Source organism: Flavobacterium azizsancarii, from assembly GCF_027980145.1.
GTDB lineage: Bacteria > Bacteroidota > Bacteroidia > Flavobacteriales > Flavobacteriaceae > Flavobacterium > Flavobacterium azizsancarii.
On record NZ_JAMZNK010000007.1, the window covers coordinates 16,612 to 32,310 of the forward strand.

General features: G+C 33.5%; 12 protein-coding genes. 11 read left to right on the top strand and 1 reads right to left on the bottom strand.

Annotation, left to right across the window (positions count from 1 at the left end; all coding sequences use genetic code 11):
* From NJT12_RS06220 to NJT12_RS06230, 3 genes are all read left to right on the top strand, one after another.
* Entirely contained in the window at positions 1-2,556 is a 2,556-nt protein-coding gene (locus NJT12_RS06220; protein ID WP_271335022.1) for an Hsp70 family protein, read from the top strand.
* A 20-nt stretch (positions 2,557-2,576) separates the two neighbouring features.
* The gene (locus NJT12_RS06225) at positions 2,577-4,379 is read left to right on the top strand and encodes an AAA family ATPase (RefSeq protein WP_271335023.1); all 1,803 of its coding nucleotides are present in this window, start codon (positions 2,577-2,579) and stop codon (positions 4,377-4,379) included.
* Between the two features lie 534 nt (positions 4,380-4,913).
* On the top strand, positions 4,914-5,186 hold the full coding sequence (locus NJT12_RS06230) for a DUF6804 family protein (protein WP_271335024.1): 273 nt from the start codon (positions 4,914-4,916) through the stop codon (positions 5,184-5,186).
* Between the two features lie 143 nt (positions 5,187-5,329).
* Here the strand turns inward: NJT12_RS06230 and NJT12_RS06235 are convergent, their stop codons facing one another.
* On the bottom strand, positions 5,330-7,018 hold the full coding sequence (locus NJT12_RS06235) for a helix-turn-helix transcriptional regulator (RefSeq protein ID WP_271335025.1): 1,689 nt from the start codon (positions 7,016-7,018) through the stop codon (positions 5,330-5,332).
* Positions 7,019-7,353: 335 nt separating this feature from the next.
* On the opposite strand from NJT12_RS06235, the gene NJT12_RS06240 reads away from it, so the two are divergent.
* The 8 genes from NJT12_RS06240 to NJT12_RS06275 all read left to right on the top strand — a co-directional run bounded on the left by NJT12_RS06240 (position 7,354) and on the right by NJT12_RS06275 (position 15,681).
* A complete protein-coding gene (locus NJT12_RS06240) occupies positions 7,354-8,046 on the top strand; it encodes a hypothetical protein (RefSeq protein WP_271335026.1) in 693 nt (230 codons plus the stop codon).
* Positions 8,047-8,367: 321 nt separating this feature from the next.
* Positions 8,368-9,255 carry a helix-turn-helix domain-containing protein gene (locus NJT12_RS06245; protein WP_271335027.1) on the top strand — a complete coding sequence of 296 codons (888 nt, stop codon included), beginning with the start codon at positions 8,368-8,370 and terminating at the stop codon, positions 9,253-9,255.
* Positions 9,256-9,292: 37 nt separating this feature from the next.
* Complete coding sequence (locus NJT12_RS06250; RefSeq protein ID WP_271335028.1) at positions 9,293-10,486, top strand: hypothetical protein; 1,194 nt, start codon at positions 9,293-9,295, stop codon at positions 10,484-10,486.
* 645 nt (positions 10,487-11,131) lie between these two features.
* Positions 11,132-11,668: a hypothetical protein gene (locus NJT12_RS06255; protein ID WP_271335029.1), complete on the top strand. Its 537-nt coding sequence runs from the start codon at positions 11,132-11,134 to the stop codon at positions 11,666-11,668.
* 198 nt (positions 11,669-11,866) lie between these two features.
* Positions 11,867-12,139, top strand: coding sequence for a DUF4134 domain-containing protein (locus NJT12_RS06260; RefSeq protein ID WP_394364331.1), 273 nt, complete (start codon positions 11,867-11,869; stop codon positions 12,137-12,139).
* Between the two features lie 21 nt (positions 12,140-12,160).
* Positions 12,161-12,469: a DUF4133 domain-containing protein gene (locus tag NJT12_RS06265; protein ID WP_271335031.1), complete on the top strand. Its 309-nt coding sequence runs from the start codon at positions 12,161-12,163 to the stop codon at positions 12,467-12,469.
* Positions 12,470-12,509: 40 nt separating this feature from the next.
* Positions 12,510-14,978: a TraG family conjugative transposon ATPase gene (locus NJT12_RS06270; RefSeq protein ID WP_271335032.1), complete on the top strand. Its 2,469-nt coding sequence runs from the start codon at positions 12,510-12,512 to the stop codon at positions 14,976-14,978.
* Between the two features lie 13 nt (positions 14,979-14,991).
* Positions 14,992-15,681, top strand: coding sequence for a conjugal transfer protein TraI (locus NJT12_RS06275; protein WP_271335033.1), 690 nt, complete (start codon positions 14,992-14,994; stop codon positions 15,679-15,681).
* Positions 15,682-15,699: the final 18 nt, after the last annotated feature.

Below are 15,699 nucleotides of genomic sequence, written 5' to 3' on the forward strand. Positions count from 1 at the left end.
ATGAGAACAAAAATTGATTATGGTATCGATTTAGGTACAACGAATTCAGCAATCGCAAGAATTGAAAATGGTAAGCCTACCATTAAAAAATCAGATATGATGATGGATACAATGCCATCTTGTATAACTTACAATATCAAGAAAGATATTTTAATAGGTCAATCTGCTTTAGGTAAGCTAAAAACAGATAGAACCAATGCTTTAAAGCATTTTAGAAAAGAAAAATCCAATACTTATATAGAATTCAAAAGAACAATTGGGAATGACTCAAAGTTCTTAAGCTCAAACATGGGTAAAGAATTTTCTTCCGAAGATTTATCAGCAGAAGTGTTAATGAAATTAAAATCATTTATTACAGACGAAGCTGTAAAATCGATTGTGATAACAGTTCCTGCAAAATTTACTATGGTTCAAAAAGATGCTACTGTAAGAGCAGGTAAATTAGCAGGTTTTGAACATATAGAATTGTTACAAGAGCCAATTGCAGCTTCTATGGCTTATGGTTTAAATAGTGACTACAAAGATGGAATGTGGTTGGTTTATGATTTTGGCGGTGGAACTTTCGATGCTGCCTTAATAAAAGTTGAAGATGGTATTATGAAAGTTATCGATACTGAAGGGGATAACTGGTTAGGAGGGAAAAATTTAGATGAGGCTATTGTTGATCAAATCATCTTGCCTTATATGGAAAAAACTTTTGCAATTAATGACATTATTAATGATGTAGACAAAAAAGAAATATTAAGAGATGCTGTTAAATTTTATGCAGAAGAGTGTAAAATTCAAATGTCTTTTAAGGATAACCATAATATATTGACGGATTTAGGAGATTTACCTTTTGAAGATGAAAATGGAGAAGAACCATATATTGATATTGACATAAATCAGTTTATAATGGAAAATACTTTTGCTCCAATCTTTCAAAAGTCAATCGATATATGTAAAGATTTATTAAAAAGAAATAATTTAAAAGGGCCTCAATTAGCAACCTTATTATTGGTTGGTGGTCCAACATATTCTCCAATTTTGAGAAAAATGTTAAAAGAGCAAATCACTGATAAAATTAATACAAGTATAGACCCAATGACCTCTGTAGCAACAGGTGCTGCATTGTTTGCCTCAACTATTTCTGTTTCAGAAGAAGTAATGGAACAAAGCAGGGACACAACAAAGTTACAATTAGAAATTAAACATGAGGCAACAACAGTTGAGGAGGAAGAAATGGTAAATATCAAAATCCTTAATGAAAAGACCGAAGGCACTATTCCAGATAAAGTATTTGCAGATGTGGTGCGTGGTGACAAAGCTTGGTCAAGTGGAAAAAAACAAATTAGTGGAAAAGCGACTTTAGTTGATATCCAGTTAAATATGGGTGCATCAAACACTTTTGAAGTTATATTATATGATGAACAAGGGAACAAATTAGAATGTCAGCCTAATTCATTCAATATTTTACAAGGAATTAACCCGGGACAAGCAACATTGCCCTATCATATTGCCCTTGAAATCACTGACCGTATTCAAGGAAAGGATATATTAACAGCTTTAAAAGGATTAGAAAAAAACCAGACATTACCGGCAACTGGAGTTACTAAAGGACTTAAAACACAAAAAGATATTCGTCCAGGAATGGCTTCTGACGAAATTATTATACCTTTTTATCAAGGAGATTATTATGCAGAAGGTACAACCGCTATTCATAGTACCCACATTAATGAAATAAAAATTAATGGCGAAGATTTACCTTCATTATTACCTGCTGGTAGTGATGTTGAAATAACTCTAAAAGTAGATCGTTCAGAACAAATGACAGCATCTATTTTCTTTCCTTATTTAAATCATACTGAACAACAAACTGTTGAAATAATACAAGGTAAGTCTGTTAGTAAAGAATGGTTAGAAAATGAAATCATCAAAGCGAAAAAAATAGCTAAAAGATTACAAGAGGAAAACAATTCAAAAGAGGTGGGAAAAATTATTGGGAATATCAATGGTATTGCTGAGCAATTAGAACACAAAGGTGGTGGTGACAGTGGTAAACTGGAAGTTCAAGACAATTTATTAAAAGAACTAAGAGCTTTAGATAAATTGGACAGTGAAACTGAATGGCTTAAAGTAGAGAAAGAATTAAAAGATAACTTTTATGACCTAGATGAATTGCTAAATAGAATAAAAAGTAATGGAGATGAAGGAGGGTTAAAAATGGAAGCTATCGATACACATATGGAAGAGTTCAGAGTAAAAATTGAACAAATCATAAAAGAGAAAAGTGTAATTCACGCCAAAGAGTTAATCGAAGAAATTGATCGTTTGGATTTTAATATTAGAGATATTTTAGCTGGACCTCAAATGGATATTTCATTGATTAATAACATTAATTCTAATTTTTCAAGTACAAATTGGAAAGACAGTAATAAAGCTCGAACCTTATTAAACCAAGCTATTCAATCTATTAATAGTGGCAATGTTTCTAGCTTAAGACCGATATTAATTCAAATATTGGATGTTATGGATAGAGATGATGCTGAAAAAGTAACAGGTAAATTAACTAGATAATTAGAAATTAACGAAACTAGATGCTGTCGAAAAACTTTTCTATAAATGATGATTACAAAGTTTTACTATTCGTAAAACAGGGCTTCTATGCAGAAACTTATAGAGTTAAAGGAAATGATGGAAAACTTTACTTCTTAAAGCTGTTTAATTATTCTCAATTACATAAATCTGCTTTTGATGTAAATAATAATATTCTTGAAATAGAATTAGTAAAATCAATTCAACACCAAAATTTGGTTACTTACAAAGACAGTGGTGAAATTGTCATTGAAAATAAAAAATATGCCTATTTGGTTCTAAATTTTATAGCAGGTGAAACATTATTAGAAAAAATTAGTCGTGATAGATATAAGTCTCTTTATGACATAAAAAAGCTTGTTATTGAAATACTTGAAGGTTTAAAATACTTGCATCAACAAGCTAACCCAATAATTCACAACGAAATTACATTGCAAAATGTAATGTTAGATTTAGCACAAGGCAATCCAAAAACAAAAATCATTGATTTTGGTTACGCTAGAGAGTTTCATCAATCATCAAAGGTTTTTAATAAAGAAGGATTAAATCCTAATTTTCTTGCCACTGAATGTTTTCATAATATTTATTCTCCTCAATCTGATTTATTCTCGGTAGGTATGGTTTTATATCAGTTGATTTACAGTTCATTAGCTTGGGTTGTTGATATTTCTAAATTTAAAGGTAAACAGTCTGAATTGGAAGATAAAATCGTTGAAGAAAGGAAGAAAAAAATCGAATTTCCAAATGTTGTTGATACTATTTTTGATTTTGATGAAAATATAACTAATATTATTAAAAAAGCACTACATACGGATACAGAGATTAGATTTAGCTCTGCTGATGAATTTATTAAAGCTCTAAAAGGAGAAATAGAAGTACATGATATCGATACAATACAAATTCAAAAATCGGGCAATGAACCTAGAAAAAAGAAAACAGAGTACAGTTCAGTAGCCAGAGGAAAAGGGTTTAGTGCCATTGCAGGAATGCAAGATTTGAAAAACCAGCTTCAAGTTGATGTCATTGATGCGTTACGTAATCCCGAAGAGTATGAAAAATACGGTGTCACTATTCCTAATGGGATGTTATTATTTGGTCCACCGGGTTGTGGTAAAACATTTTTTGCAAAACATTTTGCGGAAGAAGTAGGTTTTAATTTTATGTTAATAAAACCTTCATCATTAAAAAGTCGATATGTCAATGCTACTCAAGAAAACATTGCAAAAATGTTTGAAGAGGCAGAAGAAAATGCACCAACGATTATTTTCATTGATGAAATGAATGAATTGCTTCCGAATAGAGATAGCGAAGTTCACGAAATGGCAAAAAGTGCTGTAAATGAAATGTTAGCCCAAATGGATAGAACAGGTGAAAAAGGAATATTCATAATTGGTGCTACTAATTATCCACATATGATTGATCCGGCTATTTTAAGAGCGGGTAGATTAGATAAAAAAATTTATTTATCTCCACCTGATTTTGAAGCAAGAAAAGCTATGTTTGAAATGTATCTAAAATCTAGACCTATTGATTTTGGAATCGATTATGTGAGATTAACAAAAAGCACAGAAAATTATGTTGCTGCTGATATTGAACTCTTAGTAAATGATGCGTCCAGAAAAGCATTAAAAATGAAAGGACGAATTACTATGGAAATACTTGAAAGTGTGATAAAAAACACAAAACCATCAGTTTCAATTTCGGAATTAAATAAATACGAAGAACTTAGAAAAAAAATGGAAGGTGATAATACTTCTAGTAATAGTAAAACAAGTGAACGCACAATAATAGGTTTTACAAAATAGAAAAAATGGAAAGAATCCCCCTTTGATAAATTACTTTTAAAAACTGCTTTTTGTTGTGGCTTCCGATGAAAACATCGACAATAGGGAAGTAGAGGTTATAAAAGAATGTGCCGGCAATCTCCATTATTTAAGGATTTTGATTTTAGTAAAGAAATCAATATTCTCTTAGCAAAGATTAACGAACGTGATACAGAATTTATTCAATATTATTTTAATGTACTCCACAATTCTAATTTGTCAGAGCATGAAGAATTAAGTATAATCGATTTCGCTATAATACCATTAATGCGGATGAAGTTGTTGAATATTCAGAGGTGAAGTTTTTTAAAGCAATACGAAAATGTCTGAATATAAGAAGATATTGAGACAGAAAGTAAGCTCGATAAATTGGTAAGTAACTATCTTAAATCACTAGAGTTACCACAATTTGAATATATCAAATTTGATAATTTGGAAAATGAATAACTCAGTTATAAAAATTGGTTCAGCATTATTACTTTTTATATGCCTTGTCGATATGCTTTACTCCGGAATGTGAACTGTTCAGTTTGCTCCGGAATACCCAATATGCCGTATGGCTATTATCAATTTGTTAGATTTGTTTCGATGATTGGTTTTGCATATTTTGCTTATTCTGCCAATGAGCAAATCAACAAGAACGAGACGTTTGTTTATATTGGATTAGCAATTTTATTTCAACCATTTATCAAAGTAACGCTAGGTAGAACGATCTGGAATATTGTAGATTTAGTAGTTGGAATTGGTTTAATATTGTCATTATTCCAAAGTAGGAGAAAAGAGAATTAGATAGCCTTGTCATTTTGCGCAACGCAAAACGTCTATGTAGTCCAAAATTGCAATAATTTCAAAAGAACAAAGAATTCCAAAATAGATTTCCGTTGTAAACAAAACGGGTAGCTCTTCTATTTTTCTGTACAAAATAATAAAAATTAATTTAAAGTAGTATTTTCTTTTTTAATTTGCTCAATAAAATAAGCTGCGGAAATTCCAGTTTTATTTTTGAAGGCTTTTGCAAATCTTTCTGTACTGCTAAAACCAACTTCCTCTGCTAGTGCCTTATTGTTATATTTACGAATCAATTTATTGCTATACAGTAAAGATATTATATACTCTGTTTTAAGATCATTTATGTATTGATTAAAGCGTTTCTCTTTATAATGATAAATTATAGCAGAAAGATATGTTGGATTGTGATTAAAAAAAGCGGACAAAGTAGTGAGTTTCCAATCCCTATCGAGATATTTCTTTTCATTTTCAAATTTCTCTAACAGTTTTAATATAATTGCAACTGTTTCAGTGTTAATGCCCAGCATTGCGGGTTTCTCTTTTTTTTCTTTGGTCTTACTTTTATCCTTCGAATTGTTAATCTCCAACATCAGCTCTTCAAATCGTTTTTTGTAGATCTTTTTATTTTTCAAATTTCGATGAGTTACAATTATAAAACCTGAAAAAATAATTGAAGTAAAACCAATGAGAACAGAGTACTTATAATTTTTTATAAAGAGTTCTCGTTTTAAATTTTCTTTGTCAATTAGTAATTCCTGCGTGTAGTATTCTTTGTTTATTTTGCCAACTAAATATTTGAAAGTTTCATTTAGCATCCTATCAGCTTTGAGTAGTTGATCTATATAGTATAGATGAATTTCTGGATTATCTTTGGCTTTATAATAGTTAATCAGAATTTCATAGACTTCCCTGAGGTCAGGTCGTAGATAACCTTTAGTGTTGAAAAGCTGATCTACTTTTTTAAAATAGGGTAGAGCAGTTTCATATTTTTCTGTCTTCCAATAACTTTTACCAATATAGAAATAACCAACAGATTCATTCCCAAAGTCTTTTTTTTCTTTTAATTCCCTAATCGAGGCCTCAATATTTCTGATAGCTGAGGCGTAGTTTTGCTTAAAGTAATCATTTATTCCTTGAGAATGGATATAGTAAACTTCCATTTCAGGTATGCCCAGTTTTTTGCATTCTGCTATTCCTAAGATATTGGTTTCACTGCAGAGTCCATAATTTCCAATTTTGTTATAACAAACCCCTAAGAAATGTAAAGAATTCAAATAAGCTCTGGGATTTTTATTCTTGAAATAAGAGACACAATCTTTTAATAGTGAAATGGCCTCATCATAATAACCTAAGTAGTATTTGACTAGCGCAATATTATACATTAGTTTATAGATAAGATACTTGTCGGTTGTTTTAGCTAAGTAACCGTGGGCAATAATATAATTGTCCAATGCGTAATTATGATGTTTTAGTGAATAGTACGCTATACCTTTTGATAAATAAGCAGAACCGATTAGCATATTATCATTTGTCTTTTTTGCCGCATATATGGTGCTATCGGCATATATTATGCTTAATTTATCAGAAGACTGATTCGATAAATTGCTATAGCCATTAGCTATTTCTTTCCAATTTTTTTCATTCTTTGCTTTTTGTAAAAAGGCATATAAATAAATTGCGGCCTTTGAACTATCTTTTAGTCCATAAGCTTTATCATCTAGGTAATCGTAACTTTTATTTTTTAAAGAGTCAGGTATTTTATACTCTTTTTGTTGGGCCGAGACTAAGTGAAAAAGAAATAAGAAGATTGCAAATGTTTGATTTTGATTCATAATGTGATAGTTTGGGGACTATATTAGGCTGTAAAGTGCATCAGTATCACTTTAAAATAGTCTTCACACTAATTTTGCAGTAATTTAATTCAAATATAATGTAAACATTTGGTTTTTAGTGTTTTGTATAATTTAAAGTAGTATGGATTTATTATAAATCCATACTTTAAATTCGATAAATCCAAACTAGTCATGTTGCGGGAGATGTTTCCAAGCAATAGTTTTGTCATGAATTCAAAAGCGAAATTATCTGGCATAGAGCCTAATAAGAGTTCCGCTAATCCGGATGAAATGAACTGAGAAGGAATTCTCATTCACATCAAATAATCTTAATCATGAAAAATTTATCATTATGCGGTTCCTTATTATGTCTTTTAATTTCGTGCTCTGCCGACTCAGATTTTAATCCATTAGAATTGGAAGAAAGCGCAATAACCAAATCCGGGAGAAATTTACCAAATCCGGGCAATAGCGCTAATCCTTTTGACTTCAAAGGAGAAAAGTACTACGATGCGCTAACAAGCTACTGGGGGGCAAATCAATATCCGAATTCTATTGCGCAGATTACTGATCAAATCAGTTTTTTGGCATCGCAGTTTAAAAATGGCTCTTTTAACAATAGAAGTGTAATATTCTTTACAGATGAAATTGTACAGTCCATTATGGACGATCCGGACAATAGCATGATTATGATAGTGCAAAATAGTACACTCAGCAATTCGGCAAAAACAAGTCTGGTTAACTTTCTACAAGTTTTAATTGAGAAGCGACAGCTCGAATTCTCCATTACTTATAATTACATAACTGATTACGAGGATACAGTGATAACAAGCAACTCTTTGAATCAGGATGACAGTGAAACGATTTTAACAGTCACATCCATATCCCGTTATTCACTTTATTCGGAAACTCAACGTAAGGATCGTGACTGGGATAAATCAGGGGCTAACAAAAACGCCAAACCCTTTTTTACCGAGAACCAGGTTGCTGTTATTTCGATACTATTATTCCTGGCTACATTTAAATGATTCTTCTTTTAAAATAGTAATAAATGTTTTTTTTAATGAAACCACGAATCATTCTTTATACCCTGCTGGTGATTTTTAACCTTGTGAGCCTTTATTTCATCATGGAACTGTTCAGCTATGATGAAATAGTTGGTTACCTCACTACAGGCGGCAAAAAAACTATTGATGCACGTGAGCTGGCTTATCTATTGTTTGTAACATGTCTTCTGAATCTCTACTTTCTATCTTTTATATTGATGAAAAGTTTTTTTAAGGATAATATATAAGAGTTTGAAATCCAGGTTTCATATTTTTTAATTCTTTTTTTGAAATTACTACAATATGTTAAAAGACCTTATCAATATAGAACTGATGGATCTTCCAATAGAAGGTCTTGGTATAAGCATCATCAAGAAATATATAATTAAGACTGCCCAGGATGAGTCATTTTTAATTCGCAATTATTGTGTTATCCTTATAAAATCAGGGGAGTTTAAAATTAGGATACAAGAACTTATTAGTGATCTGAAAGCGCATGATCTGATGGTTTTACCTAAAAATTCTTATTGTACAATTCTAGAAGTAAAAGGGAAACCACAATTTTTTTTGATTTGCTTTACATCAGATTTTGCATTTGAAAATTGCCTGAAAAAAGAACTTGTGGACTCCTTTGCTTTTTTACTTGGAGAATCTTTACCCACAATCCCCCTTGAGGATAAAGACTTTCAGGTATTGTCACTAATTTACAAACTGATTTATTTCGTAAATAAAGATACTAACAAAAGTAGCGAGGATTCTGAATTACGACGTATTGCTTTTAACCTGTTTTTGTATGAGCTGAAGTTTATTTTTAAAAGGTTTATTAAAGAAGCTCCAATTAATATTAAGAGACCCGAGAGTCTCACGATTCAATTTCTTACCATACTGACCATTCACTGCAAAAAACAGCACAGCGTAAAGTTTTACGCGGGCGCTTTATCTGTAACAAGGGGCTACCTGAATAATGTAGTAAAGCAGGTAACAGGTAAAACTGTAAAAAGCCTCATGGATCAGGCGATCATTAACGAGATTAAAAATGTGCTAGAAAATTCACAATCATCAATAAAACTAATAGCAGAGGATTTTGAGTTCAGTAGTCTCTCGAAATTCGACAACTTTTTTAAAAGAAATACTTCTATGTCAGCTTCTCAGTATCGCAATAATGCAATGGGAAAATTTAAAAAACTTTAGGCTTCATTGCATAATGTTCACTAAACAAAATACTATCATGATTACTGTATATCCCCTAGAATGGATAGACTCATTGATATTGCACACCTTAGATTCAAAGAAAACAAATGTCATCGATCTGTCACAGAGTGATTTAGCCTTTATAGGTAACAATCTTTCAAAAGAATTGCACCTGATTCAAGTTCAACTAAAAAACGAGATATTTTCTTTACAGAAAAAGAGGCAAATCCGATTACTAGTTCGAAAGTACCACTCCTCTTTAGTTTATTTGCTGGATAAGGTAATTGGATATCAAAAAAAGGATATTGTTTTTACCGGAGTTTTAGCAGGTATCATGGAGTTAGTGATTAATTGTCTTTATGATTTGTTGTCTTTTGTTCAAAGCCGTTATTTCAATTACCTAAGTCTTGATGAACGTGTCCCTGTTCAATACCTGGTAATTTCCAGAAAAGAAATATTTTTAAGGCTCGAAACGCTCAAAAATAAAGAAGAAGAAGGTGCTTTAGATGGTCACCTCACTGAAATGGTATTTAATGCTATCTCGAGTTCAATTGCAGAGAAACCGCAACATAAAATCACTTATAGAGAAATATTGTATCAAAAAGAACTTTTAAAGTATTTAGAGGTTTTGGCGGCTGCCAAAGATCAATCTACTTTTTATTCAGGAATTGATCAGTTGTTAATGGAGATGAATTTTAATTATCACCCTTATATTGGTCATTTTACACGCCGCATACAAAGTCAACTTGATTTACAGGAATCTTTAGTTGACAAAACAAATCAGCTACTTCTTTGCTATAAAGAATTTAGCCAGTTATTGTTCAATGAAAAAATAAGCTTTGATCCTACTAGGGAAAATATAAGATATGTTCTGGATAACTGGTTCAGGCAAGAAATTACATATTTGGAGCGAAAACTAGTATTAGATGCAGGCTCCCAAAGTATCCATAAAGAAGATCAAAATATGCAGATAGGAAATAACAAAGTTCAGTGTGCGCTTTCTACAGATCAAATGGGCCTTATTTTACGCGCAGGAGATGAGGCAAGAATTCTAAAAGCAAAATCCCTGAATGAAGTATTCAGAACCATTGTGCCGCATCTTTCCACTGCACTTAAGAAAAATTTGTCCTATAATTCAATGAGAAGCAAATCTTATAGTGCGGAAGAAAAAGACAAGCAGATTGCGATTCAGACTCTCGAGAGAATGATTAAACATATTAGAGAGTTCTAACTATTATTAATGTATTTAAAATTTAATTTATGAAAAAACTGAATCACATTTTATTTGTGGCTTGCCTTATCCTTATAGGCTCAAAAGCAATAATTTGGATACTGAAAAAGCAGTTGAATTGATTAAGAAAGAGAGCCATTATCGAGGAATTTAAAGTCAGGGGAGAGCCACTGATAATTTAAAAAAAAAGCTGCGAGAACTTATCTTTTAACAACACCGGAAAAGGACAGGAAATATAAAAATCAAAAAGTGAAAACTGGTACCGAAGAGTTTGATAAGATTCCAGATATAAAAATAGACTCTGATGGTAAAAAAGCAATCGTTAGCTATAACAATTTGGCATAATAACATGTTCCGTCTCCTTAATGCACAATCCTTTAATCACACAAAAAGAGCGCAAAGCTTATTTTTTACTGACTCAAAATGGATGGGCTTTTGTGAATGTCCGGGATTTTGAGATTGCTTGAATTTAAACTAAAGCTATATCCAAAGAAAAAGCCCTCCTAGTGAAGGTTTTTTTTTGCCATCTTTCTTGATTTTCTGCCTATTTGCAAAGGGTACAAAAGGGTACAAAAAAGTTGTACTTGTAGTAGTTGTATTGTATTTGTTTCTTTGACTTGTTGAATAAATCATAACTCTTTTATTATGATTTACATAGAGAGAAAGAAAGATGTTGAACGATTAAATGAAAAAGCTATGTTTACAAATATCTCATGGAGCAATTATATAATTGCCGTTAGTGTACTTTTATTTATCTGGTATTTGGTTTTAGGATTTAGATTTTACTATCCTGAGCTAAAAGAAATCCTAAACGGTGAGAAAACCCTAAATCTCACAAGCTTTAAAAGCAATAGAAACGAAATGCCCGCCGTTAATTTTCCAAAAGACAGCAATGTTGAGAATCTAGAATTTTCATCTTGCAGTGAGCCTTTTGATACCCTGGCTGATGCGAAGGAACTATCTGACCGGATAAAGGGCGCCATTGCTGAGAGCGCAGAGAGAAACTTCTCTTTGGAAGAGTTTCAGAACTATCTAAAATTGCTGTTAAAGGAATATCCCTTTGTTAAAATCTCTGCGCTACGCGAGAAGGTGAATACTTTAATTGTCGCGGGTTGCCAGAGATACCCACAACTACTTTTAACTGTTTCTCAGGCTGATGCCTTGTGGGAAGAGACTATTTAATATTATAGTGGAGGAATAATCCCTGTTCTCTCTGGCGTGGTAGGGCTTTATGTGACAAGGAAATAGAGTTGCAACGTCGAGTATTTCTCCGCTTATTATTCATAAGAAATCAAAACTTTAAAACGATGTGTGATGAAAAAATGTAAAGGAGATTTAAAGTGTTTTTCAAAGGCAAAAAAAGTATCAATTCAGGTGCTAATGCTAGTTGTTTTTATTCATTTCAAAGGCTACGCCCAGGATGGTGTCGCCGGTATTAATGAGGCCAATCAAAAAGTCAGAAGTTATTTTGATGCAGGTACAGAACTCATGTACGCGGTAGGGGCTTTACTGGGGCTTATTGGCGCGGTGAAAGTGTACCAAAAGTGGAATGCCGGTGATCCCGATACCGGAAAAGTAGCCGCAGCTTGGTTTGGGAGCTGTGTGTTTTTAGTTGTCGTGGCCACTGTGATAAAATCCTTCTTTGGTGTTTAAAACTAATAAACATAATGAAAAATGAGTAGCAGTGTATATCAAATCAATAAAGGGATTAATCAATCCATAGAATTTAAAGGACTCAAAGCCCAATACATCTGGTATTTGGGCGGTGGTGTTGTGGGACTTATGATTGTTTTTGCAATCCTGTTTTTTATTGGAATTCCTTCTATTCTTTGTGTGGTCTTTATTGGGGGCGCGGGAAGTGTAATGGTTTTCAAAATTTACAAAATGAGCCATAAGTATGGACAGTATGGGATGATGAAAGCCATAGCCAAAAAACAGATTCCAAAGAATATAAAAGTCTATAGCAGAAGAATTTTTAAATAGTGATAGTCAAAGAGCGTTAATGTAAGTAAATCAAAGTGTGATGCAAAAAGTGATAGATGATGTTTTACCGATTATGGATGTTCAGCACGATTGTATCTTGTCTAAACAAGGAGATATAACGGTGGTTTTTAAAGCAGACCTTCCAGAGATTTTTACCCTCTCAGACCAGGAGTATGAGACGTTTCATCAATCCTGGATCAAAGCCATTAAAATACTTCCAAAGTTTTGTGTATTGCACAAACAGGACTGGTTTTTAGAGAAACACTATAAGGCAGATTTTACAAGCGATGACAGCAGTTTTCTAAAAAGAAGCAGTGAGCGGTTTTTTAATGAAAGACCCTTTTTGGATCATTCCTGTTATATTATGATTACCAAGAAACCTCAAGGAAGAAAAAACTCAAGTTCCTTATTCTCTAATTTAATTAGAAGTTCGCTGGCTCCTGAGCAAACGCTAAAAATGGAGCTGCTTCAGGATTTTATAGACAGTACCGGTCAGTTTAAAAGAATCATGGAAGACAGTGGATTTGTAAAGCTTACGCGTTTAGAAAACCACGAGCTTAAAAGCCAAAGCCGCAGCATTGGACTTATAGAGAAATATTGTTTTTTATCAGAGAGTGAAACTTCATTTGTCTACAAGGATATTAAATTCAGCCAAGGACTACAAGTTGGCGATAAACATTGTCAATTGTTTACTTTGGGGGACTCGGCCGATTTACCGGGACTCTGTGGATCCAGGATAAATTATGACCGTTACTCAACTGATAGGACAAAATTCAGTGTAGGCTTTGCCTCAACACTCGGACAATTATTATCGTGTAATCACATCTACAATCAGTATATCTTTATTGAGGACGGGCAGAAAACTATTCAAAAACTAGAAAGCAAGAGACTGCGCCTGCAATCCTTATCGGCTTACAGCAGGGGTAATTTAATAGCTAGAGATGCCACAAACGATTTTTTAAACGAGGCCATGTCCCAGCAAAGAGTACCAGTTAAGGCGCATTTTAATGTCCTGGCCTGGAGCTCAGATGTGCAAGAATTAAAAGAGATCAAAAACAAGGTGTCTTCAGCCCTTGCACAAATGGACGCGGCCGCGAAGCAGGAAACCGTTGGGGCGCCACAAATTTATTGGGCAGGCATACCAGGAAACGCAGCTGACTTTCCAATGAATGACACTTTTGATACCTTCACCGAACAGGCGGTATGTTTTTTAAACATGGAAACTGGATACAAGTCTTCTCTGAGTCCAATGGGAATCAGACTCGGGGACAGGCTCACAGGCAAACCTGTTCATGTGGATATCAGCGATGAGCCTGTGAGAACGGGAATATGTACCAATCGTAATAAATTTATACTAGGCCCCTCGGGAAGTGGCAAGTCTTTTTTTACCAACCACATGGTAAGGAGTTATTACGAGCAAGGTACACATATTGTCCTTGTGGATGTAGGGCACAGTTATAAAGGATTGTGCGAGATGGTAGGAGGTTATTACTTTACCTATGATGAGAAGAACCCCATAAGATTCAATCCTTTTTATATAGGAGAGGGCGATAGTCTGGATACCGAGAAAAAGGAAAGTATTAAAACGCTGTTACTGGCGCTTTGGAAAAAAGACGATGAGACATTTAATAGAAGCGAGTATGTGGCCCTTTCGAATTCTCTGCAATTGTATTATGAGAAACTAGAAACTAATCCGGATATTTTTCCTTGTTTCAACACCTTTTACGAATTTTTAAAAGAGGATTTTGTCCCTATACTTGAAGGAGATAACGTAAAGGAGAAAGACTTTGATGTCAATAATTTTCTCTACGTGCTTCGGCCTTATTATAAAGATGGCGAGTTTGATTACCTTTTGAATGCAAGTGAGAACTTAGATCTTTTAAAAGAGCGGTTTATTGTTTTTGAACTCGATAATATAAAAGATCACCCCATTCTTTTCCCGGTGGTCACCATCATAATCATGGAAGTTTTTATCAGCAAAATGAGAAAGCTTAAAGGAGTTCGTAAAATGATCCTGATCGAAGAGGCCTGGAAAGCCATAGCCCGGGAAGGGATGGCCGAATATATTAAGTATTTATTTAAAACTGTAAGAAAATTCTTTGGAGAAGCAATTGTGGTGACCCAGGAAGTGGAAGATATTATCTCCTCACCGGTGGTCAAACAGGCCATTATCAATAACAGTGACTGCAAGATTCTTCTGGATCAAAGTAAGTATCAAAATAAATTTGATCAGATTCAGGAACTCCTCGGGCTCACTGAAAAAGAAAAGGCGCTGGTGCTCTCTGTAAACAAGTCCAATGATCCTGATAAGAAGTACAAAGAGGTTTTTATATCACTAGGAGGTATGCTTTCAAAGGTGTACAGAACCGAAGTATCACTCGAGGAGTACCTGGCCTATACAACAGAAGAAAGCGAGAAAGTTAAAGTAAACGCGTACGCCCAAAAATATGGTGGCGATATCAAAAAAGGCATTGCCGCTCTGGCATTTGATATGAGAAACGAAACTTAAATGAAAACAGAAAATGAAAAGCAGAATAAAATTGATCATTTGCACACTGTGCTTGTTTTTTATCACTACAGCAGCAAGACCCTTAGAGAGTAATGCCGCTATTCCGATACTTGAGATTGTTAAGGCGGTTACCAAAAAAGTAATTAAGGCTATTGATCTTGGTATCCAGAGATTACAGAATAAAACCATATGGCTTCAAAACGCGCAGAAACAGCTTGAGAATACACTCTCCAAATTAAAACTTGATGAGATTTCAAATTGGACCAAAAAACAACAGGATCTCTACAAGGGGTACTACGAGGAACTTCAGAAAGTAAAATCCATTATTACCTACTATCAGCGCATAAAAGAAATTACCAGCAAACAAACCAGACTGATTAACCAGTATGAAAGAGCCTGGAATTTATTGAGACAGGATAGTCATTTTAGCTCCTCAGAACTGCAATACATGCAAAAGGTTTACCAGGGGATTCTAGAGGAGAGCATGAAAAATATCGACCAGGTATTCTTTATTCTCGAATCTTTTACAACCCAGATGAGCGATCTGAAAAGACTTGAGATCATAAACCAGGCTGCCGATCAGATAGACGAGAATTATGATGATCTGATGCTCTTTAATAAACAGAATGTTCTTATGAGCCTTCAAAGGGCCAAAACTAGTAGTGACGCGCAAAAAGTCAAACAATTTTACGGAATTCCATAAGTAAACATAAAGTATAAA

What these genes read in the sequence shown, in the direction of transcription:
- NJT12_RS06260 (WP_394364331.1), top strand. Translation starts at nt 11,867, where the DNA reads ATGCTAGTTGTTTTTATTCATTTCAAAGGCTACGCCCAGGATGGTGTC.
- NJT12_RS06220 (WP_271335022.1), top strand. Translation starts at nt 1, where the DNA reads ATGAGAACAAAAATTGATTATGGTATCGATTTAGGTACAACGAATTCA.
- NJT12_RS06250 (WP_271335028.1), top strand. Translation starts at nt 9,293, where the DNA reads ATGATTACTGTATATCCCCTAGAATGGATAGACTCATTGATATTGCAC.
- NJT12_RS06270 (WP_271335032.1), top strand. Translation starts at nt 12,510, where the DNA reads ATGCAAAAAGTGATAGATGATGTTTTACCGATTATGGATGTTCAGCAC.
- NJT12_RS06245 (WP_271335027.1), top strand. Translation starts at nt 8,368, where the DNA reads ATGTTAAAAGACCTTATCAATATAGAACTGATGGATCTTCCAATAGAA.
- NJT12_RS06265 (WP_271335031.1), top strand. Translation starts at nt 12,161, where the DNA reads ATGAGTAGCAGTGTATATCAAATCAATAAAGGGATTAATCAATCCATA.
- NJT12_RS06275 (WP_271335033.1), top strand. Translation starts at nt 14,992, where the DNA reads ATGAAAAGCAGAATAAAATTGATCATTTGCACACTGTGCTTGTTTTTT.
- NJT12_RS06235 (WP_271335025.1), bottom strand. Translation starts at nt 7,018, where the DNA reads ATGAATCAAAATCAAACATTTGCAATCTTCTTATTTCTTTTTCACTTA.
- NJT12_RS06225 (WP_271335023.1), top strand. Translation starts at nt 2,577, where the DNA reads ATGCTGTCGAAAAACTTTTCTATAAATGATGATTACAAAGTTTTACTA.
- NJT12_RS06240 (WP_271335026.1), top strand. Translation starts at nt 7,354, where the DNA reads ATGAAAAATTTATCATTATGCGGTTCCTTATTATGTCTTTTAATTTCG.
- NJT12_RS06255 (WP_271335029.1), top strand. Translation starts at nt 11,132, where the DNA reads ATGATTTACATAGAGAGAAAGAAAGATGTTGAACGATTAAATGAAAAA.